The sequence below is a fragment of the Brachybacterium sp. ACRRE genome (assembly GCF_022346485.1).
Taxonomy (GTDB): Bacteria; Actinomycetota; Actinomycetes; order Actinomycetales; family Dermabacteraceae; genus Brachybacterium; species Brachybacterium halotolerans.
This window is the reverse complement of record NZ_JAKRMO010000046.1, coordinates 1-26,840: the sequence shown is the minus strand read 5'-3', so window position 1 is coordinate 26,840 and position 26,840 is coordinate 1. Positions and strand designations below refer to the sequence as shown.

At 71.6% G+C, this 26,840-nt stretch carries 19 protein-coding genes; 15 read left to right on the top strand and 4 right to left on the bottom strand.

Annotated features, from left to right (window positions below; all coding sequences use genetic code 11):
- Nucleotides 1-58: 58 nt before the first annotated feature.
- The 9 genes from MHY49_RS13260 (at nucleotide 59) to MHY49_RS13220 (ending at nucleotide 13,957) form a co-directional block, all read left to right on the top strand.
- Nucleotides 59-970, top strand: coding sequence for a PfkB family carbohydrate kinase (locus MHY49_RS13260; protein ID WP_239204818.1), 912 nt, complete (start codon nucleotides 59-61; stop codon nucleotides 968-970).
- Nucleotides 971-1,341: 371 nt separating this feature from the next.
- On the top strand, nucleotides 1,342-1,875 hold the full coding sequence (locus MHY49_RS13255; RefSeq protein WP_239204816.1) for a glutathione peroxidase: 534 nt from the start codon (nucleotides 1,342-1,344) through the stop codon (nucleotides 1,873-1,875).
- Between the two features lie 96 nt (nucleotides 1,876-1,971).
- Nucleotides 1,972-3,111 carry an SPFH domain-containing protein gene (locus MHY49_RS13250; protein WP_200502397.1) on the top strand — a complete coding sequence of 380 codons (1,140 nt, stop codon included), beginning with the start codon at nucleotides 1,972-1,974 and terminating at the stop codon, nucleotides 3,109-3,111.
- A gap of 290 nt (nucleotides 3,112-3,401) precedes the next feature.
- Nucleotides 3,402-4,622 carry a hypothetical protein gene (locus MHY49_RS13245; RefSeq protein WP_239204814.1) on the top strand — a complete coding sequence of 407 codons (1,221 nt, stop codon included), beginning with the start codon at nucleotides 3,402-3,404 and terminating at the stop codon, nucleotides 4,620-4,622.
- A 60-nt stretch (nucleotides 4,623-4,682) separates the two neighbouring features.
- Complete coding sequence (locus MHY49_RS13240; RefSeq protein WP_239204812.1) at nucleotides 4,683-5,294, top strand: GNAT family N-acetyltransferase; 612 nt, start codon at nucleotides 4,683-4,685, stop codon at nucleotides 5,292-5,294.
- Nucleotides 5,291-6,823: an arylsulfatase gene (locus tag MHY49_RS13235; protein ID WP_239204810.1), complete on the top strand. Its 1,533-nt coding sequence runs from the start codon at nucleotides 5,291-5,293 to the stop codon at nucleotides 6,821-6,823. Before MHY49_RS13240 ends, MHY49_RS13235 begins: the two co-directional genes overlap by 4 nt.
- Before the next feature lie 123 nt (nucleotides 6,824-6,946).
- Nucleotides 6,947-9,895, top strand: coding sequence for a PD-(D/E)XK nuclease family protein (locus MHY49_RS13230; protein WP_239204808.1), 2,949 nt, complete (start codon nucleotides 6,947-6,949; stop codon nucleotides 9,893-9,895).
- Nucleotides 9,895-13,254 (top strand): exodeoxyribonuclease V subunit beta, encoded by a 3,360-nt coding sequence (locus MHY49_RS13225; RefSeq protein WP_239204806.1) that lies wholly within the window; start codon nucleotides 9,895-9,897, stop codon nucleotides 13,252-13,254. Before MHY49_RS13230 ends, MHY49_RS13225 begins: the two co-directional genes overlap by 1 nt.
- Nucleotides 13,247-13,957 carry a nucleoside/nucleotide kinase family protein gene (locus MHY49_RS13220; protein WP_239204804.1) on the top strand — a complete coding sequence of 237 codons (711 nt, stop codon included), beginning with the start codon at nucleotides 13,247-13,249 and terminating at the stop codon, nucleotides 13,955-13,957. Before MHY49_RS13225 ends, MHY49_RS13220 begins: the two co-directional genes overlap by 8 nt.
- A gap of 130 nt (nucleotides 13,958-14,087) precedes the next feature.
- On the opposite strand, the gene MHY49_RS13215 is transcribed toward MHY49_RS13220, so the two are convergent.
- From MHY49_RS13215 to MHY49_RS13200, 4 genes are all read right to left on the bottom strand, one after another.
- Nucleotides 14,088-14,990 (bottom strand): aldo/keto reductase, encoded by a 903-nt coding sequence (locus MHY49_RS13215; RefSeq protein ID WP_239204802.1) that lies wholly within the window; start codon nucleotides 14,988-14,990, stop codon nucleotides 14,088-14,090.
- A 368-nt stretch (nucleotides 14,991-15,358) separates the two neighbouring features.
- Complete coding sequence (locus tag MHY49_RS13210; protein ID WP_239204800.1) at nucleotides 15,359-16,471, bottom strand: LacI family DNA-binding transcriptional regulator; 1,113 nt, start codon at nucleotides 16,469-16,471, stop codon at nucleotides 15,359-15,361.
- 43 nt (nucleotides 16,472-16,514) lie between these two features.
- The gene (locus MHY49_RS13205) at nucleotides 16,515-18,188 is read right to left on the bottom strand and encodes a fucose isomerase (protein WP_239204798.1); all 1,674 of its coding nucleotides are present in this window, start codon (nucleotides 18,186-18,188) and stop codon (nucleotides 16,515-16,517) included.
- 101 nt (nucleotides 18,189-18,289) lie between these two features.
- Nucleotides 18,290-19,441, bottom strand: coding sequence for a glycoside hydrolase family 172 protein (locus MHY49_RS13200; RefSeq protein ID WP_239204796.1), 1,152 nt, complete (start codon nucleotides 19,439-19,441; stop codon nucleotides 18,290-18,292).
- A gap of 446 nt (nucleotides 19,442-19,887) precedes the next feature.
- Here MHY49_RS13200 and MHY49_RS13195 point away from each other — a divergent pair, with 446 nt between their 5' ends.
- The 6 genes from MHY49_RS13195 to MHY49_RS13170 all read left to right on the top strand — a co-directional run bounded on the left by MHY49_RS13195 (nucleotide 19,888) and on the right by MHY49_RS13170 (nucleotide 26,792).
- Nucleotides 19,888-21,300: a sugar ABC transporter substrate-binding protein gene (locus tag MHY49_RS13195; RefSeq protein WP_239204794.1), complete on the top strand. Its 1,413-nt coding sequence runs from the start codon at nucleotides 19,888-19,890 to the stop codon at nucleotides 21,298-21,300.
- Complete coding sequence (locus tag MHY49_RS13190; RefSeq protein WP_239204792.1) at nucleotides 21,297-22,346, top strand: carbohydrate ABC transporter permease; 1,050 nt, start codon at nucleotides 21,297-21,299, stop codon at nucleotides 22,344-22,346. The genes MHY49_RS13195 and MHY49_RS13190 overlap by 4 nt, the downstream gene beginning before the upstream one ends.
- Nucleotides 22,336-23,208, top strand: a complete 873-nt coding sequence (locus MHY49_RS13185) for a carbohydrate ABC transporter permease (RefSeq protein ID WP_239204790.1) — start codon at nucleotides 22,336-22,338, stop codon at nucleotides 23,206-23,208. The genes MHY49_RS13190 and MHY49_RS13185 overlap by 11 nt, the downstream gene beginning before the upstream one ends.
- A 356-nt stretch (nucleotides 23,209-23,564) precedes the next feature.
- The gene (locus tag MHY49_RS13180; RefSeq protein WP_239204788.1) at nucleotides 23,565-24,923 is read left to right on the top strand and encodes an ABC transporter substrate-binding protein; all 1,359 of its coding nucleotides are present in this window, start codon (nucleotides 23,565-23,567) and stop codon (nucleotides 24,921-24,923) included.
- A complete protein-coding gene (locus tag MHY49_RS13175; RefSeq protein WP_239204786.1) occupies nucleotides 24,920-25,888 on the top strand; it encodes a carbohydrate ABC transporter permease in 969 nt (322 codons plus the stop codon). Before MHY49_RS13180 ends, MHY49_RS13175 begins: the two co-directional genes overlap by 4 nt.
- A gap of 1 nt (nucleotide 25,889) precedes the next feature.
- Nucleotides 25,890-26,792: a carbohydrate ABC transporter permease gene (locus tag MHY49_RS13170; protein ID WP_239204784.1), complete on the top strand. Its 903-nt coding sequence runs from the start codon at nucleotides 25,890-25,892 to the stop codon at nucleotides 26,790-26,792.
- Nucleotides 26,793-26,840 lie beyond the last annotated feature (48 nt).

The window sequence follows — 26,840 nt, the reverse complement described above, 5'->3', positions numbered from 1 at the left end:
CGGAACCCGAGGACCCGCGCCTGGACCCGCACCTGGACCGGCACCCTAGACTCGGGCCATGCCCCGCGTGCTGCACACCGCCCAGGCTCTCGTGGACCTCGTCGTCGAGGTGCCCGCGCTGCCGCCGCGCGGTGGCAACGTGAACGCCGCCGACGCCCATCGTTTCGCCGGCGGCGCCGTGAACATCCTGGTCGCGGCCGCCCGCGCCGGGGCCGAGGCCGTCCACGGCGGCGCCCATGGCACCGGGCCGAACGGGGACCTGGTGCGCGAGGCCCTCGCGGCCGACGGGGTCGCTCTCGCGAGCGGACCGATCGCGGACGAGGACACCGCCGAGTGCATCGTGCTGGTCGAGCCGAGCGCCGAGCGCACCTTCGTCACCGGCTACGGCGCCGAACGGCGCATCACCGCGGCCTCCCTCTCCCGGCTGGACCCGCAGCCCGGCGATCTGCTGTGCCTCTCGGGCTACAGCTTCTTCGCGCCCACCCGCGACCCGCTCCTGGAGTGGCTCGAGCAGATCCCACGCGGCGTCGAGGTCGTGCTGGACCCCGGTGCGCCCTTCGCCTCCTTCGACGAGGAGCTGCGCGAGCGCGTGCTGAGGCTCGTGACCGTGTGGACCTCGAACGCGGACGAGGCGCTCGCGCTCACCGACCGCGACGGCCTCGAGGACACCCCGGAGGCGCTCCACCGGCGGATCCGGCCGGGAGGCGTCGTGATCGTGCGCGACGGCGAGCGCGGCTGCACCGTCTTCCACCACGGCCGCGGCACCTCGCTCCCCGGATTCCCGCAGACCCCCGTGGACACCAACGGCGCGGGCGACACCCACACCGGCGTGCTGCTCGCGGAGCGCGCCCTCGGTGCGGACTGGGAGACCGCGGCGACCCGCGCGAACGCCGCCGCGGCGATCAAGGTGACCCGGCGCGGGCCCGCGACCGCGCCCACGCGCGACGAGGTCGACGCCTTCCTCGCGTGAGCGGGTTCCCCGCGTGCGCGGGTGCGCGGGCTGCGTGACGGGACGGGCGGGCGGACGGCGCAGACGGGCGGAGCGATCCCGGCTGAGCGCGTCGGCCGACCGGGGGTCCCGCCGGCCGGACGCACTCAGGTTCTGTGGAGTGGGACACGTTACGATGGCGTAGCCCGATCGCGGACGCACGCGTCGGCAGCCCCCCACTCTCGACATCCTCCGCGGTGCTGACGCGCCGTCGGCCCTCGCGCGCCGACGCGACGCTCCTCGCCGCGGACGCCACCCCGGCCCGCCCACCGCACGCCCATCGCCCCATCACGTCACCACGCCCCGTCGCCCATCACGCGACCACGCCACCACGTCCTCGAGGAGGAGCACCCATGGCGGCACAGCCCGACCTCCATGCGTCGTCCCCGCGCACCCTCACCCTGCACGACTTCACCGCCACCTCGATCACCGGCGAGGAGGTCCCGCTCGAGCGGTACCGCGGACAGCTCGTGCTCGTGGTGAACACGGCCTCTCGCTGCCTGTTCACCCCGCAGCTGCGCGACCTCGAGGACCTGCACCGCAGGCACCACCACCAGGGCTTCTCCGTCCTCGGCTTCCCCTCGGACCAGTTCCACCAGGAGCTCGAGGGGGACGAGCAGATCGAGGTGTTCTGCTCCGAGAACTTCGACGTCACCTTCCCGATGTTCTCGACGGTGAAGGTCAACGGCCCCGAGGCGCACCCTGTGTTCTCGTGGCTGCAGACCCAGAAGGGCGGCCTCATCGGCGGCCGCATCAGCTGGAACTTCACGAAGTTCCTCGTCTCGCCCGAGGGCCGGGTGCTGCGCCGCTACGCGCCGCCCGTGCCGCCCTCGCGCATCGAGCGCCGCATCCGCGAGGAGCTCGGGGCCGGGGTCGACGGAGCCTGACGCGACCTGGGCCGATCCCCTCCCCACTGGTAGCGTGACCTGAGTCCCATCCCGCGCGATCGCGCCGGATGCACACGCACAACGAGAGGGGATCCCATGGAGGGGGCCATCGCCGTCCTCATCGTGATCGTCGTCCTGGTGGTCGTCCTGGCCATCCTTGCGGCGCTTCTGTTCGGGGGCCTGCGCACCAGCATCATGTTCACGGTGCACACGCAGGAGAACGTGATCGTCGAGCGCTTCGGGAAGTTCAAGCGCGTCGCCACGCCCGGCCTGAACGTCAAGGCGCCGTTCGTCGATTCCACGACCCGGCCGATCTCGCTGCGCATCCAGCAGCTCGAGGTCAACATCGAGTCCAAGACCAAGGACAACGTGTTCGTGACGGTGCCGGTCGCGGTGCAGTACGTCATCAAGGAGGACCAGGTCGTCGACGCCTACTACCGGCTGTCGAACCCTGAGAACCAGATCCGGTCCTACGTCTTCGACACGGTGCGCTCGGCGCTCTCGGGCCTCGAGCTCGACGCGGCCTTCGAATCGAAGGACGACATCGCCCGCAGCGTCGAGAACACGCTGAGCGAGCGCATGCGCGAGTTCGGCTTCAACATCGTCAACACCCTGGTCCAGGACATCTCTCCCGACCAGCGCGTGCGCGATTCGATGAACTCGATCAACGCCGCCCAGCGCGACCGCGTGGCCGCGCAGTCCCTCGCCGAGGCCGACAAGATCAAGCGCGTCACCCAGGCCGAGGCGGAGGCCGAGTCCAAGCGCCTGCAGGGTGAGGGCGTCGCCGCGCAGCGCAAGGCGATCGCCATGGGCATCGCCGAGCAGTACGAGATGCTGCGCAAGGTGGGCATCGAGTCCAGCGCGGAGCAGCTGCTGCTGATGACGCAGTACTTCGACACCATGCAGGACGTGGCCCGCAACGGCCGCTCCAACGTGCTGTTCCTGCCCTCGAACCCCGGCACCGTCGGGTCGATGGGCGACGAGATCCGCACGGCGATGCTCCAGGCGCAGGCCGCGCAGGATGCCTCGGACGCCGGCGCGGGCGACGCCTCCGCGGAGGCCGACGAGAGCCGCCGTCAGCGCGCCGAGGCCGCCCGTCGGGCAGCCGCTCAGCGGGCCCAGGAGGCCAAGGCCGACGCCCAGCGCGCCGCGCAGAACGCGCAGCAGCAGGCGCAGGGGAACGGCGGCCAGGGCGGCCAGCAGCCGCCGTGGGCGCACCCCGGCCAGCAGGGCTGAGCACTCGGGGGCGGACGCCGCACCGGGAGGGCGGGTCATCGTGCACGCGCGCGGTGGCCCGCCCTTCTGCTGTGCGCCCCCGCCATGAGGGCGGGTCAGGGGTCGGCGTGGGCGAGTCGGTGCGGCGGGTGGCACGGCGCCGCAGATCCCCGCACCCTGCCGACGTCACGCGCTCGTCGGCGCATCCGACGAGCGGCGGATCCGGGGCACGCGATGATGCGACGACCGGTTGACGCCGAACCGCCCTCCGGCCGACTCGCGCGGGCACGGCCCGATGGTGACATGTGGTCATGGATCCCGAGAACCGCGACTCCTCACGCGCCGAGACCCCCGCTCCGATGACGCCCTCCGCTCCGTCGGACCCGCCCGAGTCCGCCGCGTCCGCCGCATCCGCCGCGGGCGAGGGGCCCGCGCCCACCCCCGCCGTCGTCTCCGCGGCGGATGCCCCCACGGCCGCATCGCCCCGCCGCTCCCATCGAGCGCTCGCGACCATCGGATGGTGGGGCCACGGGCTGCTGCGCCTGTACCTCGCGGCGATGATGATCGTCTACGGGGTGTCCAAGACGACTCTCGGCCAGTTCGGCGTCGGCGACATCGGCGACTCCCTGATCTCGTTCGGGGAGATGAGTCCGATGGGGATGCTGTGGCGCATGGTCGCGTTCTCGCCGCTCTTCCAGGTCCTCGCGGGAGTGGCTGAAGCGGGCGCCGGCATCGCGCTGCTGTGGCGTCGCACCGCCCCGCTGGGGGCATTGATCGCGATCGCCGACATGGCGCTGGTGCTCGTGTTGAACCTCGGATACGACGTGCCGGTCAAGCAGCTCTCCGCGATGCTGCTGGTCGTGGGGATCGTGGTGCTGATCCCGTGGATGCCGCGTCTGGTGCGCGCAATGCTCGGGCACGGACCGGTCCCCGCTGCACGGGTGCCGACGCTGCTCCCGTGGCGGCGTGCGGACCGGATCGCGAGCGGCACGGCCGCCGTCATCGCGGTGCTCGCCGCCGGAGCGGTGACGGTCGCGTCCCTCATCGCCCTCCCCCGCGCCACTGACACCGACGGCTCCGCCCCCGCGGGGGTGTGGCAGGTGAGAGAGGATGAGGCCTCTCCCGCTCCACAGGCAGCCGAGGACCACCGCTGGCAACGGGTTGCCTTCGGCGAGCACCTCTACGGCGACCGCTCCCGCATGCAGCTGCGCCTGGTGGACGGAACGCTGTACGACGGCACGTACCAGCGCGTCGACGACTCGGAGGCCACGCCGTCTGACGCCCCCTCGGACGAGGTCCAGAGGATCAGGATCACCGCCAAGCCCCTGCGCACGCCCGGCAGCACGCGCGAGGAGTTCGACGCGCAGGAGCCGCTGACCCTCACCCTGCGCGTCGAGAAGCAGGCGGGAAGAGGCCTCCACATCACCGGGAAGGACGTCGACCTGGTGCTCGCCCCGGACCCGCAGGCACGCCTGCTGTTCGACCGCGGCTTCAGCTGGAGCCCGCGGGCGGATGACCCGTTCAACCGATGATCCTCTGTCCCGGCGCATGGGCATGCTTCCGTGTCTCCTCCGCTCTGTGCCCTCGATGGCATGGGGGAGGATGCGGGCATCGAGATCACCTGCGCGACGATGGCTGACGTGCCGTCGATCCGCACGGTCCTCGCGGGAGCCTTGTCCGATGACCCGATGCTGACGTGGATGTTCCCCGTGCGAGACGAACGTCGTCTGAGCCGTATCGCGTTGTTCTTCTCCCGGCAGGTGGAACGCCTGGTGGCCCATGGCCTGGCCCATCGGGCGACTGTCGGGGGCGCTCTCGTCGGGGCGGCGCTGTGGATTCCCGAAGGAACCCCTCGCGACGACGCGCTGCCCGACCCTCGGGACCTCATGCACCTTCTGCTCGGAGAGCAGAGGAACCAGGAGGTGATAGAGGATTTCACGCGAGCTCGCAGCGGAGCACCGTCGGGCGACGGTGCATACCTCGCCACCCTCGGTGTGCGCGAAGATCACCGTGGTGCCGGCATCGGGGCTCGGCTGGTCAGGGCCGGGCTCGAATCGCTCCGCTGTCCCGCATGGGTGGAGAGCACGGAACCCCGCAACGTTCTGTTCTATGAACGGCTGGGATTCCAGGTCGTCCACGAGGCGCCCTTCGCCGGCGGCACGACGACCATGACCCGCCTGGTGCGCGACACAATGGCCACATGACACCGTCGTCCATCGAGCCGATCGCGCCTCTCTCCCGACCCAACCTGGTCCTGGTCTGCGTCGACCAGATGCGCGCCGACGCGCTGGGGATCAGCGGCAACGAGCACATCGACACCCCGTACCTCGATCAGCTCGCGCGCGGAGGCTTCCGCTTCACCAAGGCGTACTCGGCGACCCCCACGTGCGTTCCTGCGCGGGTCGCGCTGCTGACCGGGAAGAGCCAGGAGGCGCACGGGCGCTTCGGCTACCGCGAGGGGATCGACTTCCCCGCCGCGTATCCCACGACCCTCCCGTCCACCCTGCGCGATGCGGGCTACCAGACCTTCGGCGTGGGCAAGATGCACGTCTTCCCCGAGCGGGCGCGCTGCGGCTTCGACGACGTCCTCCTGCACGACGGCTTCCTGCACACCTCGCGAAGGCTCTCGTCCGGTCCGTCGGGCGCGGTCGACGACTACGTCGACTGGCTCCGACGGGAGACCGGTGATCCGCGCGCCGACTACCAGGACACGGGGATCGGCTGCAACGCGATGACCGCGCGCCCGTGGGAGCGCGAGGAGCGGTTGCACCCCACCCGCTGGGTGGCCGACGAGTCCTTCCGATTCCTCCAGCGCCGGGATCCGACGCGCCCGTTCTTCCTGTACATGGGGTTCCATCGGCCGCACGCGCCCTTCGACCCGCCCGGCTGGCTGTGGGAGAAGTACCGCTCGCGCCCGCAGGTGCGAAGGCCGATGGGCGCATGGGTCTCCCGCTTCGACCGCTTCCGTCGGGACCACGAGGTGGAGGCCGAGTTCGGCGCGCGCAAGGAGTCGGTGCACCAGGACGTGCGCGCCGGCTACTACGGGAGCATCGAGTTCATCGACCTGCAGATCAACAGGCTCATGGAGAACCTCAGCGATCTGGGCCTGCTGGAGACCACGGCGATCGCCTTCGTCTCGGATCACGGCGAGATGCTCGGCGACCACGACATGTACCGCAAGTCCGTCGCCTATGAGGGATCCGCGCACATCCCCTTCCTGCTGCACGTGCCCGCCGCCCTGCGCGAGGACGGCGCACGGCCGCGCGCCGTCGACGAGATCGTCGAGCTGAGGGATGTCATGCCCACCCTGCTCGACCTCGCCGACGTCGCGATCCCCGAGGGCGTCGACGGGCAGAGCCTGCTCCCGGCGCTGCGGGGCGGGGCCGACGCCGATTCCGACCTCGGCGAGCCCGTGCGCGATCACCTGCACGGCGAGCACGTGATCGGCTCCCTCGGCCACCATTCGATGCAGTGGATCCGCACCCCGAGGTTCAAGTACATCTGGTTCTCCGGCGACGGCCACGAGCAGCTCTTCGACCTCGCGGCGGACCCGCATGAGCTCACCGACCTCGCGTCCGACCCCGCCCACGCCGAGGAGCTGTCCCGGCACCGGGAACTGCTGGTCACGGCGCTCACGGGCCGTGAGGAGGGGTACGTCGAGGATCGCCGCCTGGTGCCCGGGCGCACCCCTCGCTCCGAGGCGAGCTGGGTGCGGGAGTTCGCGCGGCTGTGAGGGCCCGGAAGCGGTCGCCGAGCCCGCAGGACGGTTCACCGGTCCTCCCCACATCCCGTCCATGCACATCGTGGCGCGGGATGTCGGCCTGCTCCCCTACTGTGTGAGCGGAAGGGGGCGCACATGGAGATCGAGTTCGGATGGACGGCCGACGGCGCGGACTGGGCGAGCGCATCCGCGCATCGCGCACGGAGCACGTCGGCCGACGACCCGGCGGGCGAGGGCGACGGCGCGCCGGACGCGCGCCTGGGCCCGCGCGGCCTCGTCGCCCTGCTGCAAGGGCGCCTCGCACTCACGCACCCGCCCGTCGAGCAGGCCGTGCGCATCGCGCAGACCATGCGCCTGATCGGCGAGATCATCGCCGAGCGGGAGGGCGCAGGCGCAGGCGCAGGCGCAGGCGCAGGCGCAGGCCACGGTCCCAGTGGGTCGGCCGGCGTCGCCCGGAGCGACCCCGAGGAGTTCTGGCCGGAGCACTCCTTCGCCGTCGACCCCTGGAGCACCGCCGCCCACCTCCTGCGGCTGCGCGACGCGAGCATCGAGACCGGCTGGGACGCGCCGGATCCCGTCCACCGACTGCCCGCACGGCTCGCCGCGGTGCGGGACCTCGAACACCGTGCAGTGGTCGGCATGCCCGGGACCAGCGGCGACGGCGGCCGCCCGGCATCCCTCTCCCCCGGGCCGGCCGATGATCTCCGGGACGTCATCGCCACCCTCGCCGAGCTCGACTCCCTGGGCGCCACGTGGCCGCTCGGGATCGACGCCATCACGCTCGCGGAGTACCCGACCGCGCTGCCCGGCCTGTGGCCGCGGCTGTTCGAGCTGCTCGATGCCGCCGGGGTGCGCCTGCGCCATGCGGGCACCGGGCCGCAGCACGCCCCTGACCTCGAGGTCGTCCAGTGCCTGGACGAGTGGAGCGCGGCGGACGTCGCCGCTCGGTTCCTCTCCGCCCCCACGGGCCCCGATCCGACCGGGTCCGACCAGGTCCCGCTGAGCGTCCTCGCGACGACCGACACCACCGTGCTGGACCGTGCCCTGCATCGTCGGGGCATGCCCGCGCTCGGCGCGGTCGAGCCGTCGACCGACCGCGCCCACCACCAGGTGCTCGGGCTGTTCCTCGACGTCGCGACCGCCCCTGTGGACGTCCACCAGCTCGCGGCGCTGCTGGACCTGCGGGTGCTCCCGGGCATGCACCGGGACGACGAGCCGATCGGGCTGGTCCCGGCCCCCGTCCGCCGGGAGCTGCTGCGCGCCCTCACCCGCGAACCCGGCATCGGACCGGCCTGGCGGGACGCCCTCGCGAGACTCGAGGAGAAGTCGGCGTCGGCCCCCGCGGAGAGCCGTGACCGGGAGCGGCGGGCACTCGAGGCCGCGCGCGGCATCGATCGACTGGTCCGCGACCCGCTGCCCGCCGACGGCCTGCTCCCCGGCGCGATCGCCGGGCGCCTCGACCTGCTCACCGAGCGCCTGCGCGCCGTCGCCCGCGGCGAGGGGGACCTGCTCGCGAGCCTCGCGCAGGTCACAGCGCTGCGCGAGGTCCTCGGGATGCTCGATCCGGGCGCCCCGCTGACCCGCCGCACCCTGCAGCAGGTCATCGACGCCTGCGGCGGCGCAGGCCGCTCCCCGCTCGCCCGCGCGGAGGTCGCCCCGTGGGCGGTCACCACCCGACCCGCGCAGCTGCACGCCGAGGGCGGCACCGTGCTGTGGTGGGGCCCCGCCGAGGACGCTCTGCCCTCCCCGATGCTCTGGGACCCGGACGAGGTGCAGACGCTCGAGGAGTTCGGCGCCCACCTGCTGCCGCCAGCGCAGGAGTCCGCACTGCACGTCGGCGCCGCCCTGCGGGCGCTGCGCGGCGCGAGCCGCCTGATCGCCGTGCTCCCCGGGCGCCGTCACGAGAAGGAGCCGACCCCCAGCGGTCTGCTGACCCACCTCGAGTCCGCGGCCGGGCGGTCGGCGAAGGACCGCCTCACGCCCGCGCAGCTCGTCGACGGATCCGCCTGGTCCCTCGCCGGTCGCAGCCTGCCCCTGCGCACGCCCGACCTGCAGGAACTGTCCTCGCAGCAGCTCACGTCCCGCAGCGCGGGGCACCGCCTGGACCACCTCCTGCCCGAGCGCATGTCCTTCACACAGGCCCAGGCCCTCCTGGAGTGCCCGCACCGCTGGGTGCTCGAGTACGCCCTGGGGATCCGCTCCGCGCAGGTCGCCTCCCTGCCCACCGGTCCCCGGATGATCGGCACCCTCGTCCACGCGGTCGTCGAGACCCTGGTGGACGAGCGCATGGACCTCGGGCTCGGCGGCGCGTCCCTCGAACCGCCGGACCCCGGGCGCATCGGCGAGGTGTTCGACGCCCTCGTCCCCCAGCTGGCCTCCGAGTTGGACCTGCCCGGGCGCGCCTTCGAGCGCACCGAGGTCCGCGACCGGGCAGTGCGCAGCCTGCGCGAGCTCTTCGCCGGGCTCGCGGACGCCGGCCTCCGGGTCACCGGCACCGAGTCCGGGTTCTCCCGGCCGCTGACTCTCCGGCTGGCCGGAGGGCCCCACGAGGTGGTGTTCGGCGGCAGCCGCGACCTCGACGCGCAGGACGCGGAGGGCCGCCCCACCGTCATCGACCTCAAATGGTCCTTCTCCCGCACCCGCTACGGGGACCTCTTCGACACCGGCGAGGCCATCCAGCTCGCCTCCTACGCCTGGTCGCTCGCCGAGGACCCGGGCTCCCCGGCCGACGCCGGTCATCCGGCCGACGTCGGCTACTTCCTGCTGCGCAGCGGGGAGTTCGTGAGCGCGAACCGCTCTCTCGACGCCCACCGCCGCACCCCGATGGACGTGGACGACGCCTGGCGCCGACTCGTCGAGGGCGTGCAGCAGCGGCTCGACGAGATCGCCGGAGGCACGGTCGCCCTGGGCTGCCAGCAGCTGCTCGAGGCCGCCGGCATCCCCGCCGACGCCGAGTACAGGCCGCGCCAGAAGGCCGTGGCCGCACAGCGCGACCTCGCCCGCGCCGAAGGCGGCATCCTCGTCGAGGACCACTGCGCCCGCGGCGACTACGCCCAGCTGTGCCTGCTCACGGGAGGGAACTGATGAGCTTCACCCTGATCAACGCCTCCGCCGGCTCCGGGAAGACCCACACGCTCACCCAGGAGATCGCCGACAGGATGAGCGCTGGCCTCGAGCCCTCCCAGCTCATCGCCACCACCTTCACGGTCAAGGCGGCCGACGAGCTCTCCGATCGCGTGCGCCGCACGCTCCTCGAGCGCGAGCAGACCGAGGCCGCCCGCGGCATCGACAGCGCCCTGATCGGCACCGTCAACGCCGTGGCGGGCGAGCTCGTGCGCGAGTTCGCCCTCGATGCCGGGATCTCGCCCGACGTGCAGGTCCTCGACCAGGACCGTGCCTCCGCGGCCTTCGACGCCGCGATCGACGAAGCCGTCGCCCGCGCGGGCGACCGTGCGAGCGACCTGCTCGCGCGCACCGAGCACGACGGCGAGAAGAGCGCCGCCAACCCGTTCGCCCCGTCCTCGTTCTGGCGCGATCACGTGCGGGACCTCGCCTCCCGCGCGCGCACCAACGACGTGGACGCCGACCAGCTGCGCCGGAGCGCCGACGCCTCCTGGGACGACTTCCGCGCCGCGGCGCTGCCCGAGCCCGGCACCGAGGATCGTCGCCGCGCCTGGCTCGGCCGTCTCGACACCGTGCTCGACGGGCTCCAGGCCGAGGTCGACGGCGCCGCCGGCGGGACGCCGCAGGAGCAGAAGAGCGCCGGCGTCATCGCCAAGAGGCTCGAGACCCTGCGCCAGCTGCGCCGCACCCTCGGGCAGGGCGCGCGCACCCCCTGGTCGGCCTGGGCGAAGCTCGCCCGCGTCGCCGCCGGCAAGGCCGCCGACCCCGAGGGCGGCGGCAAGTACGTGTACAGCAAGGACGTGGACACGGCCCTCGTCGGGCTCGCCCTCGAGATCGCCGACGAGCTGCCCGCGCATCCCGTCATGCAGCGCGACATCCGCGGGCTCATCGAGCTGGTCGTCACCACCGCCGCGGACTCCCTCGAGGCCTACGCGCAGTTCAAGAACGAGCTCGCCCTCATGGACTTCATCGACCAGGAGGTGCTCGCCCTGCACCTGCTGCGCACGAGCGAGCGCGCCCGCTACGCGATCGGCGCCCGCTTCCGCCTGCTCGCGGTCGACGAGTTCCAGGACACCTCCCCGATCCAGCTCGCCCTGTTCCTCGAGCTGGGCCGCCAGATCGAGGACCTGATCTGGGTCGGCGACCCCAAGCAGGCCATCTACGGCTTCCGCGACGCCGACCCCGACCTCATGCGCGGCGTGCTCGAAGCGGTGAGCGAGGGCGGCACCGAGCTCGGCGAGGGGACCATCCGCGATCTCGAGCACTCGTGGCGCTCCCAGGAGCAGGTCCTCGATCTCGTCAGCGCCGTCTTCCCGCAGGTCTTCCCCGACCTGCCGCGCGAGCGCGTGGTCCTCACCGCCGCCCCCGCGGCCGCGGCGCGCCGGGCCGGGGCCGGTCGGACCGACGGCCGGATCGAGGCCTGGATCCCCGCCTTCAGCAGCCGGCACAAGAGCGCCCCCGAGCACGCTGCCGCGATCGCCGACGGCGTGGTGCGCATGCTCGCCGAGGACGAGGTCGGTCCCGGCGACATCGCGGTCCTCGTGCGCAGCAACGCGCAGGCCGCCCAGGTCGTCTCCTCCCTGCAGGCGCGGGGCGTCCCCGCCTCCGGCCAGGGCGGCCCGATCCTCGGCACCCGGGAGGGGCGGCTGGTGCGGGCCGCGCTCGCGGTCACTCTCGACGTCTCCGACTCCCTCGCGCTCACCGAGCTCGTGGACCTGCTGCCCGACCATCCGGCGCATGAGAACTGGTTCGGAGACCTCACCGCGCCGAGCGACCGCGAGGGCCGCCGCGCGGTGCTGCAGTCGTGGTGGGAGGCCGATGTCCTCGCCGGGCTGCGCGCCCTGCGCGAGGACTGCATCGCGCTCAGCCCCGTGGAGATGATCGCCGCGGTCATCGACGCCCTCGACTTGACGGAGCGGCTGCGCTCCTGGCCCCTGCCCGAGCAGCGCCTGCGCACCCTGGACGCGCTGCGGCGCCTCGCCGCCGACTATGCGGACCAGGCGCGCTCGGCCTCGGTGCCCATCACCCTCACCGGACTGCGGGCCGTGCTCGACGAGACCGAGGCGGGCCCCGACCTCACCGGCATCCCCGACACCGTGTGGGTCGGCACCATCCACGGCGCGAAGGGGCTCGAGTGGTCGCGCGTGGTCGTGATGCTCCCGCCGAAGGCGACCGAACGCGCCCACACCGGCGGCGTGTTCGTGGTCCCCGCCGCGGACCTCGACGCGCTGCGGCCCCTCGATGGCCGCTCACTGCGCTACTGGCCGCGTGTGCTCGACGGCTACGCACCGCTGCAGGAGCTGCTCGCCGAGGCCGAGCATCCCCGGCGCGCGGCCCGCAAGGAGCGCGAGGAGGCCGGCCGTCTGCAGTACGTGGCCCTCACCCGCGCGGCCGACGTCACCGTGCTCAGCGGCGACGGCACCGGATCGGCTCTCGATGCGCTCGTGGACGGCGACGCCCCTCTGCTCACCTGGGAGGCCGGGACCGACACGGTCCACGTCTCCGGCCACGGCGACCTGCCCGCGCGCGTGCGCACCACCGCGATCGACGGACTCGCCGAGACCGACGGTCCCGCCTCCCGCGTCGGCCCGCGCAGTCCGCTCGCCGCGACCGACCTGCCTCCCGGCCCCCGCACCGGAGACGAGGGGCGGGCCGGTCGGGGCGTGGGCACGTCCGCCCGCTTCCAGGCCTCGGGCGTCGCCTCCGACGAGTCACTGGGCACCGTGCACCCGCCCCGGAGCATCGGTGCCGCGCTGGTCAGCGGCGGCGGGCGGGACTGGAACCGCGTCGGCGAGGCCGTCCATGCCTTCCTCGCCCTCCCGCTCGCACAGCTCACGCCCGCCCTGCAGGAGCAGGCGGCGCTGCGGCTCGTCGAGCGCTGGGCCGTCTCGCGCGCCGTCGGCGCCGAGACCCTGCTGGCCGCCGGCCGCGCCTGGCAGGAGTTCCTCGCCGCCGAGTTCCCCGGGGCCCGCGTGCTCACCGAGCAGCCGATCGCCTGGTGGAACGAGGAGGAGCAGGTCATGGAGGGCTGGATCGACGCCCTCCTGGCGCTGCCCGACGGCTCCCGCGTGCTCGTGGACCACAAGACCTATCCCGGCGCCGACCCCGTGGGCCACGTGCGCGAGCACTACCTGGGCCAGATGGCGACATACGCGGCCGCGCTCGAGGCCACGGGCGGCACCCCCGCGCGCATCCTCATCCACCTGCCCCTGCGCGGTGAGGTCCTCGAGGTGACGCTGCGCGAGCAGTCGTCGAAGGCGGTGCCTGCTCTCGGGGCGGAGCCGGCCACCGACCCCGCGCAGGGCCGGGCGCATGTCTGAGCCCGCGGCATCCACCGACGCGGCGCCCGGCGCCCAAGAGCGAGCGGCCGACGACGCGCCCGTCATCGTCCCCGAGTCGCAGGCCGTGCAGGCCGCACGCGTGCTACTCGACCAGGCGCGACGCAGCGGCGGGCGCCGCCTCCTCGGCATCGCGGGCGCACCGGGCGCCGGCAAGAGCACGCTCACCGCGCTGCTGGCCGAGGAGCTGCCCACGGGCAGCTGCGTCGTGGTCCCGATGGACGGGTTCCACCTGGCCGACGTCGCCCTCGAGCGCCTGGGGAGACTGGATCGCAAGGGCGCCCCGGACACCTTCGACGCCGCCGGGTACGTCGCTATCCTGCAGCGGCTGCGCACCGCTCGTCCTGAGGATCCGCCGGTGTGGGCGCCGATGTTCGAGCGCGACCTCGAGCAGCCCCTCGCCGGAGCGATCGCGGTGCCCGGCGAGATCCCGCTCGTGATCACCGAGGGCAACTACCTGCTGATGACCGATGGGCCCTTCGCCCCGGTATGCGCGATGCTCGACGCCCGCTGGTTCGTCGAGACCGACGAGGACGTGCGCCACGAGCGGCTCATCGCCCGCCACGAAGCGTTCGGGAAGTCTCCCGAGGCCGCGCGCGCCTGGTCTCTCGGCCCCGACGAGGCCAACGCGCGCCTCGTCGCGGCGACGAGGGCACGCGCCGACCTCGTGGTCCGCGCGAGCTGACGAGCCCGTCGGAGCCGCAGGTCCGGACCGGGCTCCGGCCCGGGCCACGAGCCTCGATGCGAGCACGGACCTCGACCCGCGCGCGTGCCCGTGCCTGCGACTGCGCCTCCGCCTCCGCCTCCGCCTCCGCTCAGCCCAGGATCGAGTTCAGGTCCTCGACCTCCGCGGTGGTCAGCTGCAGCGACGGCGCCTGCGCCGAGTCGATGACAGAGGCGGGACGCGCCGCACCGGGGATCGGCACCACGTGCGGGCCCAGGCTCAGCTCCCAGGCGAGCACCACGCGCTGCGGGCTCACGTCATGGGCCTCGGCGACACGGGCGATCTGCGGGAACGTCTCGCCGACGGCCGCCGCGCCGCCGCCCGCACCGCCCAGCGGCCCCCAGGGCACGAACGCGGCGCCGATCTCCCGGCAGCGGCGCAGCTCGCCGAGGCTCGTGTGGAAGAACGTCGGGCTGAACTGGTTCTGCACCGCCGCGAGGTTCCCCGCACCCAGCACATCGAGCGCGACGTCGATCTCCTCGACGTTGGCGTTGGAGATGCCGACCTCCCTGATCAGCCCCTCCTGCTGCAGGGTCGCCAGGGCCTCGACGCCCTCCGCATAGCGGATGGAGCGGTCGGGGCGGTGCCAGTAATACAGATCCACGGAGTCCTGACCGAGGTTCGCGAGAGTCTTCTCGAGCGCCGAGCGCAGGTAGGCGAGCGAGCCGTCGCGCCCCTTGGACTCCTCCTGACCGTCCTTCCCCGGGCCGCGCACGATGCCGCCCTTGGAGGCGATGACGACCTTCCGCGCATCGCCGGACCAGGTGCGCACACCCTCGGCCACGAGCTCCTCGTTGTGGCCCATCGTGTCCCAGCTCGGGGCGTACATGTCGGCGGTGTCGATCAGCGTGATGCCCGCGTCGAGCGCCGCATGGATCGTCGCGATCGCTTCGTCATGCGTGGGCGGGTTCTGGCGGCCGTAGGACAGGGGCATCGCCCCGTAGCCGATGGCCGAGACGGACAGGGAGCCGATGCGTCGCGTGATCGCAGTCATAGAGACAGGGTAACGCCGCAGGTGAGAGCGCGGACAAGCCGTCCATCAGGCGAGCTGCGACCCTCGCGGGAAACTTTTCGCAACACAGGGCTTGCGAAACCCGAGACGGCCCGGATAACGTAGTGCTCGCACCGAACGGAGCGTGTCGCAGTCGCTCCCCAGGTGCCACGGATGTCGCTGACGCGGTGGGAACCCGCCAGCAGTCGCGACCTTCACGCGCCGCTGATCGGAACATGGGGCGAACAAGTTCCGATCGGCGGCGCGTTCCGTCTTCCGGGGACAAGCGCAGCACGAAGCTCTCGCACATCTCGAGAATCTCGACCCCACAGGGATCGGCGCTCCTCACGGGCCGCGGTGCCGAGGGCCGCTCAGCCCTCCCGGCGTCGCGTCGACTCCCGCTCGAGGATGCGCGGGCGCAGCAGGATCGTCGAGGGGTCCTCCCCCGGCTCCTGCATGCGCTGGCCGAGCAGGCGCGCGGCCGTGCGGCCCGTCGCGCGGATCGGCTGCTGGACCACCGAGACCGAGGGCGTGACCAGTCGGGTCCAGAGGTCGTCGTCGGTCGCGAGCAGACCGGGGACCCCCGCCCCACTCAGCGGGGCCGCAGCACCCGCCGCGCCGGCCGCGCCCGCGCGATCGAGTCCGCGCATCGCCTCGAAGGCCCCGGCCGACATCCGATTGTTCGTCGCGTAGACGACGTCGGCCCAGCCCTCGGCGAGGACGGCCTCGGTGGCCTCCCGCCCCGAGTCGAGGTGCAGGTCGCCGCGGATCACGCGCGGCGCCTCGAGCGCACCGGCGCGCGACGACCCGGGGGCATCGTCGGCCGCAGCCCCGAGCGCATCGCCGCCCGCCGCCCCGATCCGCGACCACTCGGCGAGGAAGCCGCGCACGCGGTCCTCCGTCGAGGTCAGCCCCTCGGGACCGGTGAGGACGACGGGTCGGCGGAATCCCTGCTCGGCGAGGTGCTGTGCGCCGCGGCGGCCGGCGTCGAGGTTGTCGGTGACCACGAGGTCGACGTCGGCCCCGTGGACGCGGCGGTCCACGAGCACGAGCGGCGTCCCTGCCGCGAGCAGCGGCGTCACGTCCGAGAGGTTCTCGTCGACCACGGTGAGGATGACCCCGGCGATCTGGCGGCTGACCAGCTGCGGGAACACCTCGCGCTCGCGCTCGAGGTCGTCCTCGGTGTGGGCGACCATCACCGAGTAGCCCTGGCCGCGCGCCATCCTCTCGACCTCGCTGATCACTCGCGTGAAGTAGGGGTTCTCGGCGTCGGGCGTGACGACGGCGACCTGGGCGGAGGCACCGCTGCGCAGGGAGCGGCCCGCGGCGTTCGGCACGTACCCGGTGGCGCGCACGGCAGAGCGCACGCGCCGCGAGAGCTCCTTGTCGACGTTCTGCGCGCCGTTGATGACGCGCGAGACGGTGGCCGTCGAGACCCCCGCAGTGCTCGCGACGTCGAGGATCGTCGGTCGGCGCACGTTCATCGCGGGGCTCATCTCGGGTCGGTCCGACGGGTGGCGGGGCGGTTCAGCTCTGGAGGACGGTGGCGTCGCCGCAGAGGTGGACCTGCACGCCGAGGCGGTCGAACATGGCGGCCTTCGCGGTCAGCGCCCGGTCCGCCGCAGCGGCGCTGTCAGCGTAGACCAGCTGGGCGTGGTTGGCCTTGTGGCGTGCCATGAACTGATCGCGGGAGACGCCGTCCAGGACCACGCTCGCGATCGGCCACTCCGGGTTCGTGGACTCCTTGCGGCGCGTCACCTCGGCCTCCGGGAGCTCCACGACCCGGCCGCGGCCCACGTCCGCGTGCAGCGCACCGCCCTCGATGTACACGCGGGACCACACGATCTCCCCGGGCCGCGAGACCCCGTTGATCGTGGACCCGCCCGCGGGGAAGAACGTCGGCCCCTGCCGCCAGCCCTCCGCGCCCGCATACCCGCCGGGCAGATGGCTGGGCGGCACGGAGCCGGAGATCTCGTAGACCCACACGTACTCGTCCTCGAAGTCCTCGCCCCAGCGCACGTCGTGCAGGGTGGTCGCCGGGTCCATGCCCATCGCCGACCACACCCGGTTGGTGATCAGCGCGTCGACCGCGACGCCCTCGTCGACCTCGTTGAAGTTCGGCAGGGCCTTGCCCTCCCACAGCACCCGCTCCCCGTCGCGGCTGGTGACCTCCGGGCGCTCGAGGTTGTTCAGCAGTCCCTCGACCAGGTCCGAGGCCGGGCACACGTCCTTCAGCCCCTGCTGGTACTGGATGCCCACCGCGTCCAGCCCGAAGTCGTCGCTGATCCGCAGGGCCGCGATGTACATCTTGTACTGCCAGCGCAGCTGGTTCTCCGTCAGCTCCGTCGCCTCGTCCGTGCCCAGGCGGAACGTCATCCCCGCATCGGTGAGCCAGCGCCCCACCGCATCGGCCTCCTCGTCGGGGACCGTCTGCATCTCCGCCCACAGCGCCGACTGGGACAGACGCTCCTTGAAGATGCCCAGCGGGTTCAGCAGCTCGTCGTCGATGATCGCGTTGTACATCCCCATGCAGCCCTCGTCGAAGATCCCGATGATGGCCTTGTCCTCGAGCAGCTGCTCCGCGAGCGCCGCCCCGAGACGCGACTCCGGGGTGTCCGCGAGAGCCGGCAGGTCCTTCACGTGCGAGGCGTCGTGCTCGAGCGCGCCCGTGCGGGCCCACGTCGCGATGCCCTCGCGGAACCAGTCGTCGGTCCCGTCGACCGTCCAGATGCTCGAGTACTCCCGGCCCATCTTCGTCAGCCCGCCGTTGAGGTTCAGCAGACCCACCAGGCCCGGCCACTCGGGCGCGAAGTTCGCGACCGTGAGGATCGGCCCGCGGTGCGTGCGCAGACCCGCCAGGACGTGGTGGCTGTACTGCCAGTTCGCCGTCGCCACCACCAGCGGTGCATCCGTCGGGATCGAACGGAACACCTCCATGCCCATCCGCTGCGAACGGATGAACCCGTGCCCGAACTCCGGATCCGCCTCGAACGCGCGCCGCACCCTCACGCCCGCGGCCTCGAACGCCTCGGTCACCTGCCGCTCGAGCTCCTGCTGCGCCCCCCACGACTCGGTGTTCGCGCTCTCGCGCAGGTCACCGCTCGGGATCAGCCACACCTCCCCCTCGGCGGCCGCCGGGCGCTGCGCGCGCTCGGGCAGGCCATAGGTGCGGGACTCGGTGGCGTCTGCGGTGGCGGTCATGATGGCTCCTTCGAGGATGGTGCGCGAGCGGAGGGTGCGAGCGGGTGCGTCGTGCGGATGCGTCGTGCGGGTGATGGGCGCGGCAGGCCGGGCGGGTGCGCTCAGTCCTGCGGGTCCCGGGTCGGGGTGGCGCCGATGTCGGGCACGGGGCCGGAGGCCAGGTGCACCTCCATGGCGTCGAAGTCGGGGGCGGGCGGGCGCTGCGTCGTCGGCCGGTCCAGGTAGAACAGGGCGGTCGAGGCGATGTCGTCGCGCAGCGGCAGGTAGCGCCAGCCGGAGCGCCAGCCGAGTGCCTGGATGTCGACCTTGGGCAGGCCGGTCGCGAAGTGGATCGGGTCCGCCACGTGCCAGCGGTACATCCCGAAGCGCTGCTGGGAGGAGTAGAGGCCGTCGGGCCGGATCACCTGGGGCATGCCCAGGTAGGGGGTCGAGAACGCGGTGTACCCGCGGCCGGGGACGTCGAAGTTCCAGGCGCCGCCGAAGTAGTCCTCGGTGCCAGTGCCGCAGATGGTGGGGTGCTCGGTGTCGTCGTCCATGTAGAACTTGATCTCGCCCTCGCCCCACCAGCCGTTGGAGTTCACGCCCCAGGCGATGTAGGTGCCCACGTACTGCCCCTGCCCCTCGACGCCCTCGAGGAGGACGTGCGGGGTGCGGTCCGGCAGCGGGTTCGAGCGCCGCCACTGGGCGTGGAAGTACCCGTCCTGACTGTGGTCGCCGCCGACCTCGTAGGTCACCTGGTAGTAGACGCGGGCGTCGACCCCGGAGGTGTTCTCGATGGTCAGGCGCGCGCCGTCGCGGAAGGGCATGGACCAGTAGGAGTTGAAGCCGCCGTGGGGGTTCGCGGCGATCATCTGGGAGTCGACCTGGGTGAAGCTGCTCCAGCCGCTGCAGAAGAAGTCGCCGTAGGGGACCTCGACGGCGGGCTCCTCGGCCCCGTCCCAGTAGGCCCGCAGCACGAGGGTGCGCCAGTTGTCCGTGTGCGTGGTGATCCAGATGTGGGTGATGACGCCGGCGCCGTCGATGTCGGCGAGGTCGAAGGTCTCCCCCGCCCGCACGTCGACGCTCGGCGAGACCTTCCAGCCCACGCCGAGGTCGCGGGCGTTCGCCGCCCCGGTCCCCTCGCTCGCGCGGGCGCCGCCCCCGGGGGCCCCGTCGAAGTTCTCCGGGCTGATGGAGCGGGTGAGCACGGGACGCAGGCGGGCGAGGCCGGACGAGGCCGGAGATGCGGGGGAAGCGCCAGAGGGGTCGGACACGGGGTCACTCCTTCGTGAGCCGGGGGCCGACGGCTCGCGAGCGCTCGGGACCCTCGTGAGCGCACGGCGGTGCGGACAGTGCGGGCCGACGCAGGGAGTCGTCGGACGAAAAACGTTTACTCGGACTGTACGGAGGTGCGTCCGGCAGGTCAAGGCGCCGACGCGATCCGGATCCACGGGAGATCCACAGGAGAAACGCGGGGTCGACGTGCCGCGCTGTGGTCGCGACGCACCCGGGACGAAAGGACGATTGACGCGACCCGGACGCATTCGTACGGTGTCCGGTAATCGTTTCCTCGCGGAGTCGATGCCGCGGCGCTCTCGGGACTCGCGAGCGCGGACCGCGCCCGAGCATCACCGATGCCGGCCGCCGGCACTGCTGCGAGGAGCACACGCCGGCGGAACCGATGCCGCCGCGCCGTCGACGCGGTTCGAGGAGGAACCCCGTGCCATCTGCCCTTCCCCACCGTCGGCCCGCACCGCCGCCCGCAGGACACCCGCAGCGACGCTCGCGCGGACGCCCGCAGCGCTCGGCCGGACGGATCCCCCGGCGCTCCCTGCTGGCGGGAGGCGCCGCCGCGGCGGCGAGCGTGCCGCTGCTCGGCGCGTGCAGCCGTGCGGATGCGGATCGCCCGCTGACCTTCTGGAACTTCTACAGCCCGGCGCCCCAGCAGGATCCGAACCTCGTCGCGCAGTCGGACTGGTTCCAGAAGGCGATCGACCGCTGGAACCACGCGGGCGAGCACGAGATCATCTCCGTCTACATGACGAGCGACCAGATGAACCAGCGCATGCCGGTCGCCTTCGCCTCGGGCGACGGCCCGGACATCTTCCTCATCTCCCCCGGCGACTACCTGCGCTACGCGAACGGCGGGGTGCTCGTGGACCTCGCCCCGTACATGGAGCAGGAGGCGATCGCGGACTACTTCCCCGAGGCGCTCACGACCCGGCGCGACGGCGACAGGATCTTCGGGCTGCCCATGGAGCAGGAGCCCCTGGCTCTCTTCTACGACCCGGACCTGCTCGAGAAGAAGGGGGTCTCCGAGGGCGATCTGCCGAAGGACTGGGACGAGCTGCTCGAGCTCGCGGCGTCCCTCAGCGCGGGCTCCACGACAGGGCTCGTGCTCGACGTCGACCCCGGCTACTACCAGAACTTCACCTTCTACCCGTGGGTGTGGCAGACCGGCGGGGACGTCATCGACCCGACGACGCAGCGTCCGGTCTTCGACGCCGATGGGCCCCGCGCAGCGCTCGAGCTCTGGGGCCGCGCCGTCTCCACGGGCGCCACGCCCCGCACTCGCCCCGCCAACGGCGACATCGTCTCGGCCTTCACGTCGGGCTACGCGGCGTTCTGGGAGTCGGGCGTCTGGGAGGTCATGAACCTGACCCAGAACGCACCGGACAAGAGATTCGGCGTCCTGCCGCTGCCGCCTCCCCCGGGCGAGGAGTCGAGCACGATCCTGGGCGGCTGGGCCTGGTGCGTGAACGCGCGCGGCGCCGATCCGGAGGCCGCCGCCCGCTTCGTCGTGCAGACCCTGGGCTCCATGGACGAGCGGTCCATCGACCACATCGCCACCTGGAACGGGCCCGCCAAGGGCAACATGCCCGCGCGGCGCTCGGTCGACGCGAAGCTGCAGGCCGGCGACGCCTACGCGGAGGAGCACCAGAAGATCTTCCACGACGAGATCCTGCCGACCGGCCGCGGCGAGCCCCGCTTCCCGCCCGTCGTCTACAAGGCCGTCTCCGACGCCCTGCAGTCCGTCGAGCTGGGCGGCGGGGACCCGGGCGAGGAGTCCGCGCGCGCCCAGCAGACCATCGAGAGCTACCTCGAGACCTATGAAGGAGCCAGCCTCGTATGAGCGCCGCCGCAGACGTGAACGCAGACGCCGGCGCGGGTCCGGGCCGGGGCGCCGGCCCGGGCGCGGGTCCGGGCCGGGGCGCCGGCCCGGGCGCCGATCCCTCCGCGTCCGGCGCACCGGGGCCCAGGTCCCGTGGGCGCAGCAGGGGGCGGGGGCGTGCCCGCAGCCGAGCGCAGCGGGAGACCCGCGCCGCCCTCTTCTTCCTCGCCCCCGACGCCATCGGCCTGCTCGTGTTCGTCGCGATCCCGATGGCCCTCTCGGTGGTGCTGGGGTTCTTCTGGATCGACGGGTTCGGGAACTTCGAGTTCATCGGGATCGACAACTACGTGCGCATGGTGAAGGACCCGCAGTTCTGGAACAGCGCCCGGGTCACGCTGCTGTACCTGGTGGTGCTCGTGCCGCTGATCTACGTCGTCGGCCTGGGGCTCGCACTGCTGGTCCAGCAGAGGTTCCCGGCCGTCGGCATCATCCGCTCCGCACTGTTCCTGCCGTACGTGATCAGCATCGTCGTGGTCGCGATGGTCTGGCAGTTCATGCTCACCGACCGCACCGGCGTGATCGCCTCGCTGCTCTCGGTCGTCGGCCTCGACGGGATCTCGTTCCTGGGCGATCCGAGGTTCGCCCTGGGCACGGTGATCGCGGTGACCGTGTGGCTGCAGATGGGCTACTACATGATCATCTTCCTGGCCGGTCTCCAGGACATCCCCGGCGAGCTCTACGAGGCCGCGCGCATCGACGGCGCGAGCGCCTGGCAGCGACTCCGGCGCATCACCCTGCCGCTGCTCGCCCCCACGAGCTTCTTCGTGCTGCTGACGTCGATGGTCGCGGTCGTCACCGGCGGCCTCGACATGATCTTCGTGCTCACCAGCGGCGGGCCCGCGAACTCGACCTCCCTGCTCATCTTCTACATCTACCAGCAGGCGTTCCTCTTCGGGGACCTGGGGTACGCGGCGGCCGTCGGCTCGGTCCTCGTCGCGTTCCTGCTGCTCTTCTCCGGCGCGATGTTCCTGCTCACCCGAGGAGGCCGGTTCTCCCATGACGACTGACACCCGCACCCAGGCCGCGCCCGTCGGCCGTCCGGGACCGCGCCGTGGATCGCGGAGCAGCCGCCTGCGCTGGCTGCTCTTCGCGATCGGCCTGGTCCTCGCGCTCGCGACCGTGTTCCCGCTGCTGTGGATGGTGCTGGGATCCTTCAAGACCGCCGAGGAGGTCAACTCCCCGCAGCTGATCCCGAGCACCTTCACCCTGGACAACTACGTCTACGTGTTCTCGCAGGTGCCGTTCGCGCGCTACCTGTTCAACAGCTTCTTCGTCTCCGCCGCGGTCACGGTGATCGCGCTCTGGTTCCATTCGATGGCGGCCTACGCCCTGGCGCGTCTTCGCTTCCCCGGCCGCGAGAAGATCTTCCTGGGGATCTTCGCGACGATGCTGGTGAGCGCCCCGGTGACCATCATCCCGACGTTCATCATCGTGCGCACGCTGGGGATGGTGGACAGCTACGCGGGACTCATCGTCCCCGCGATCTTCAACGCCTTCGGCATCTTCCTGCTGCGCCAGTTCTACGTCTCCCTGCCCGACGAGCTCGAGGAGGCCGCGCTCGTGGACGGCGCGAGCTACTGGAAGATTTACTGGTCGATCGTGCTGCCGCTCTCCCGGCCGATCCTCGCGGCCCTCGCGGTCTTCTTCTTCCTCGCGAACTGGAACTCGTTCGTGTGGCCGATGACCGTGACCTCGGATCCTCACCTGCGCGTGGTCCAGCTGGGGATCCAGAGCTTCCAGCAGCAATACGCGGCCGACTGGAACTACATCCTGGCCGCCGCGACCGTCGCGGCCCTGCCCACCCTGGGGATCTTCTTCGTCTTCCAGAAGCAGATCGTCGCCTCCATCAAGACCTCCGGCCTGAAGTGAGGGCCCGGGGAGGGTGCGTCGCCGTGGGCCGGGCGACGCACCCACCGCTGGGTCACGATGAGGAAACGATTACCACCTGATCGCTCTGCGCGCTGCCGCGTCGAACGAGCAGGTGGGCGACTCGCTGCGCACCACAGGGACGGAACCGCACCGCACGGCGTCGTCTGCACCTGTTGACCGGGCACTCACCCCTCTCTACACTCGGAGTAAACGATTTCTCCCGTCCGGGAGAGCGCCGCATATGCCCGTCGGACCCGATGGAGGGACCCGACATGACGGGCATGGCGGATTCGGGCACACGGTGCAGGGACGCACCGGAAGAACGGTGCAGCGACGCACCGGGAGAGAGGCATCCGATGCGCAGAAGGACACTCCTCACCACCGCGGCCGCCGGGGCGGCGGCCGTCTCCCTCGCGGCGTGCGGCAGCGGCACGCCCGGCGAGAAGGCGAAGGACTCGAGGGCGAAGAACCGCACGAACGTGGAGTTCTGGGGCTCGGTCTTCACGACGCCGGAGAACGCCTGGTACAAGAAGGTCGTCGAGGACTTCAACGACGCGCAGGAGGACGTGTTCGTCAACTACCAGGTGATCCCCGCGGACGCCTGGGACCAGAAGCTCAAGGCCGCGCAGGCCGCCGGCAATGCACCGGACATGTACATCCAGGCGGGGCGTCTGGACACCGGGGCGCGCACCGGGCTCCTCCACCCCCTGGACGACCTCATCGACGCCTCGGTCTTCGACGAGGTCACCGACCAGGCCAAGGAGATCTCCCAGTACCAGGGGAAGTGGTACGGCTTCCCGCTGCTGCTCGAGCCGCAGATGACGCTGCTGTGGAACAAGGAGCTCTTCGAGAAGGCCGGCCTGGACCCGGAGAAGCCGCCGACGAGCTGGGACGAGATGTACGACGCGTGCGAGAAGATCGCTCCGCTCATGAAGAACGGGCAGTTCTGCGTGGGCACGGCAGCGGACCCGGGCACCTTCGGCTGGACCACGGTCGCCTCGCAGGAGCACGTCGCCGGGCACCTGCCGATCTCCGACGACTGGTCGAAGGCCGACGCGGAGGACCCCAAGTACGAGGATCTGATCGGCTTCTACAAGACCCTGCAGGACAACAAGTGGATGCCCCGGCAGCCGCTGGGCGCGGGCAACTCCGCGCAGCCCTTCGGCGAGGCCAAGGTCGCGATGCTCTCCCAGGGCTCGTGGGCGATGTCTGAGATCGCCGCGGACTACCCGGACATGGTCGAGAAGACGGGGATGGCCCCCTGGGTCCAGAACGACGGCGACCTGGAGAAGTCCATCTCCACGATCGGCAACATGAAGTGGCTGATCGACGCGAAGGCGAAGGAGCCCGAGGCCACGGCGGCGTTCTTCAGCTGGGCGCTCGGCGGGGATCCGGAGGTCCTCAAGCCCTTCTTCGTGGACACCCAGTTCACCAAGGCGCCCGCTCGGCAGAAGGTGGCCGACGTGGTCAACGCGGACCCGAAGTCGAAGGACGCGCCGTGGTCCACGGTGGTCTTCGAGGACATCGTCCCCCACTGCGTCCCGGAGTCGCAGTACCCCGTCGACATCAACGAGGCCATGGGCGACGCGATCCAGGCGGGCATGACCGGCGAGTCCTCGGCGAAGGACGCCCTGAAGAAGGCGAACTCCGAGATCCAGAAGGTCATCGACCGCGAGGACCTCGCGAAGGTGCGCCAGGAGATGGACAAGAAGTGAGCGTCGCCGACGAGACGTCGGCGACGGCTCCGCCGACCCTGCAGACCCCTCAGACCCCGCCGACCCCGCCGAGGGAGCCCCTGCGGTCCACGCCCGCGCGCAAGGACTCGCTGATGGCCTACATCATGCTGGCGCCGGTGCTGGTGCTGCTGGCGGTCTTCGTGCTGTGGCCCGCGATCCAGGCCGTCTACCTGAGCTTCTTCGACTGGAGCTTCTACACGTCGTCCCAGTTCGTGGCGTGGAAGAACTACGCGAACGTGCTCGGCGACGACAGGTTCTGGCAGGCGATCCTGCGGGGACTCGAGTTCGTGCTGATGACGGTGCCCGTCTCGCTCGTGCTCTCGTTCCTCATCGCCTCGCTCGCCGTCTCGGTCTCCCAGAAGGTGTCCACCCTCCTGAAGATCAGCATCTACATCCCCTCGGTGATCTCCGGCGTGATCGCCTCGATCACCTTCGTGATGATCTACGACTACTCCGGGGGCATCCTCAACGCGCTCATCAACATCGTGGGCCTGCCCAACCAGGCCTGGCTGGGCGACCCGCGCTGGGCGCTCGGGGCGATCGCCCTGCCCGCCGTCTGGCTGGGGCTGGGCATCTCGACGCTGATCATGATCGCTGCCCTGCTCGACGTCCCGCAGAGCTTCTACGAGGCGGCGGAGCTCGAGGGCGCCTCGTGGTGGCAGCGCACCCGGTACATCACGCTCCCGCAGATCAAGAACGTGCTGCTGTTCCTGCTGGTCACGGGATTCGTGGGCTCGATCCAGCAGTACGAGCTGCCCCTGGTGATGACGGCGGGCGGACCGCAGCACGCCACCGAGCTGCCGAACCTCTTCATCTTCAACCACTTCCGGCAGGACACATACGTCGGCTACTCGATCGCGGCGGCGCTGCTGCTGTTCGTGGTGCTCGGGTCGATCTCCTCGATCATCTTCCGGATCGTCAACTCCGAGAAGCTGGTGGACTGACATGGCGATCGCACCGACCATCCCCGCCATCGAGCCCGCCGCCGAGACGCAGGTCCCCGCGCGCAGGCACCACCGCAGGCTCACCCCCGCCCGCGCCGCGGCCCTCGTCCTGAAGTTCGTCGCGGGCGCGATCATCGTCGGCCTCGCCCTGTTCCCGCTGGCGTGGATGGTGATCTCCGGATTCAAGCTGCGCACCGAGGTGGTGCGCACGCCCTTCCAGTTCTTCCCGGACGTCTGGGAGGTGCAGAACTACGTCCAGATCCTCAGCGACCCGTCGTTCGTGCGCACACTGGCGATCACGGGGCTCGGCGCCGTCATCTTCACGACCGGCTCCATCCTCATCAACTCCATGGCCGCCTACGCGTTCGCGCGGCTCGAGTTCGTGGGCAAGCGGATCGTGTGGCCGCTGGTGCTGATGACCATGTTCATCCCCGGCATGACGATCCTGCTCACGAGCTTCATCGTGGTCACGAAGCTGTACATGCTCGACACCCTCGCGGTGCTGATCCTGCCGGGGCTGGCCTCGGCGGGGCACGTGTTCTTCGTGCGGCAGTTCTATCTGAACATCCCCTCGAGCCTCGAGGAGGCGGCGCGCGTGGACGGCTGCGGACGCTGGGGCGTGTACTTCCGCGTCTTCCTGCCCCTGTCCAAGGCGCCGTTCGTGGTGGTGGGCATCGGCTCGTTCATGGCCTACTGGAACAGCTTCGTCTGGCCGGTCCTGACCATCACGAACCCCGATCTGTTCCAGGTCCAGCAGTACCTCGCGAACTTCCGCGGGGAGCGCTCGAGCGAGCTCGGCCTGCTCATGGCCGGCTCCGCGCTCGCGGCCGCGCCGATCATCATCCTGTTCCTGATCTTCCAGCGCCAGATCATCGCGAACATCAAGATGGCCGGGCTGAAGTGATCTCCAGCGGGCGGATGCTGAGCCCGCCCCTCCCCCACCCCCCGCCGG

What these genes read in the sequence shown, in the direction of transcription:
- MHY49_RS13260 (WP_239204818.1), top strand. Translation starts at nt 59, where the DNA reads ATGCCCCGCGTGCTGCACACCGCCCAGGCTCTCGTGGACCTCGTCGTC.
- MHY49_RS13255 (WP_239204816.1), top strand. Translation starts at nt 1,342, where the DNA reads ATGGCGGCACAGCCCGACCTCCATGCGTCGTCCCCGCGCACCCTCACC.
- MHY49_RS13250 (WP_200502397.1), top strand. Translation starts at nt 1,972, where the DNA reads ATGGAGGGGGCCATCGCCGTCCTCATCGTGATCGTCGTCCTGGTGGTC.
- MHY49_RS13245 (WP_239204814.1), top strand. Translation starts at nt 3,402, where the DNA reads ATGGATCCCGAGAACCGCGACTCCTCACGCGCCGAGACCCCCGCTCCG.
- MHY49_RS13240 (WP_239204812.1), top strand. Translation starts at nt 4,683, where the DNA reads ATGGGGGAGGATGCGGGCATCGAGATCACCTGCGCGACGATGGCTGAC.
- MHY49_RS13235 (WP_239204810.1), top strand. Translation starts at nt 5,291, where the DNA reads ATGACACCGTCGTCCATCGAGCCGATCGCGCCTCTCTCCCGACCCAAC.
- MHY49_RS13230 (WP_239204808.1), top strand. Translation starts at nt 6,947, where the DNA reads ATGGAGATCGAGTTCGGATGGACGGCCGACGGCGCGGACTGGGCGAGC.
- MHY49_RS13225 (WP_239204806.1), top strand. Translation starts at nt 9,895, where the DNA reads ATGAGCTTCACCCTGATCAACGCCTCCGCCGGCTCCGGGAAGACCCAC.
- MHY49_RS13220 (WP_239204804.1), top strand. Translation starts at nt 13,247, where the DNA reads ATGTCTGAGCCCGCGGCATCCACCGACGCGGCGCCCGGCGCCCAAGAG.
- MHY49_RS13215 (WP_239204802.1), bottom strand. Translation starts at nt 14,990, where the DNA reads ATGACTGCGATCACGCGACGCATCGGCTCCCTGTCCGTCTCGGCCATC.
- MHY49_RS13210 (WP_239204800.1), bottom strand. Translation starts at nt 16,471, where the DNA reads ATGAACGTGCGCCGACCGACGATCCTCGACGTCGCGAGCACTGCGGGG.
- MHY49_RS13205 (WP_239204798.1), bottom strand. Translation starts at nt 18,188, where the DNA reads ATGACCGCCACCGCAGACGCCACCGAGTCCCGCACCTATGGCCTGCCC.
- MHY49_RS13190 (WP_239204792.1), top strand. Translation starts at nt 21,297, where the DNA reads ATGAGCGCCGCCGCAGACGTGAACGCAGACGCCGGCGCGGGTCCGGGC.
- MHY49_RS13185 (WP_239204790.1), top strand. Translation starts at nt 22,336, where the DNA reads ATGACGACTGACACCCGCACCCAGGCCGCGCCCGTCGGCCGTCCGGGA.
- MHY49_RS13180 (WP_239204788.1), top strand. Translation starts at nt 23,565, where the DNA reads ATGCGCAGAAGGACACTCCTCACCACCGCGGCCGCCGGGGCGGCGGCC.
- MHY49_RS13170 (WP_239204784.1), top strand. Translation starts at nt 25,890, where the DNA reads ATGGCGATCGCACCGACCATCCCCGCCATCGAGCCCGCCGCCGAGACG.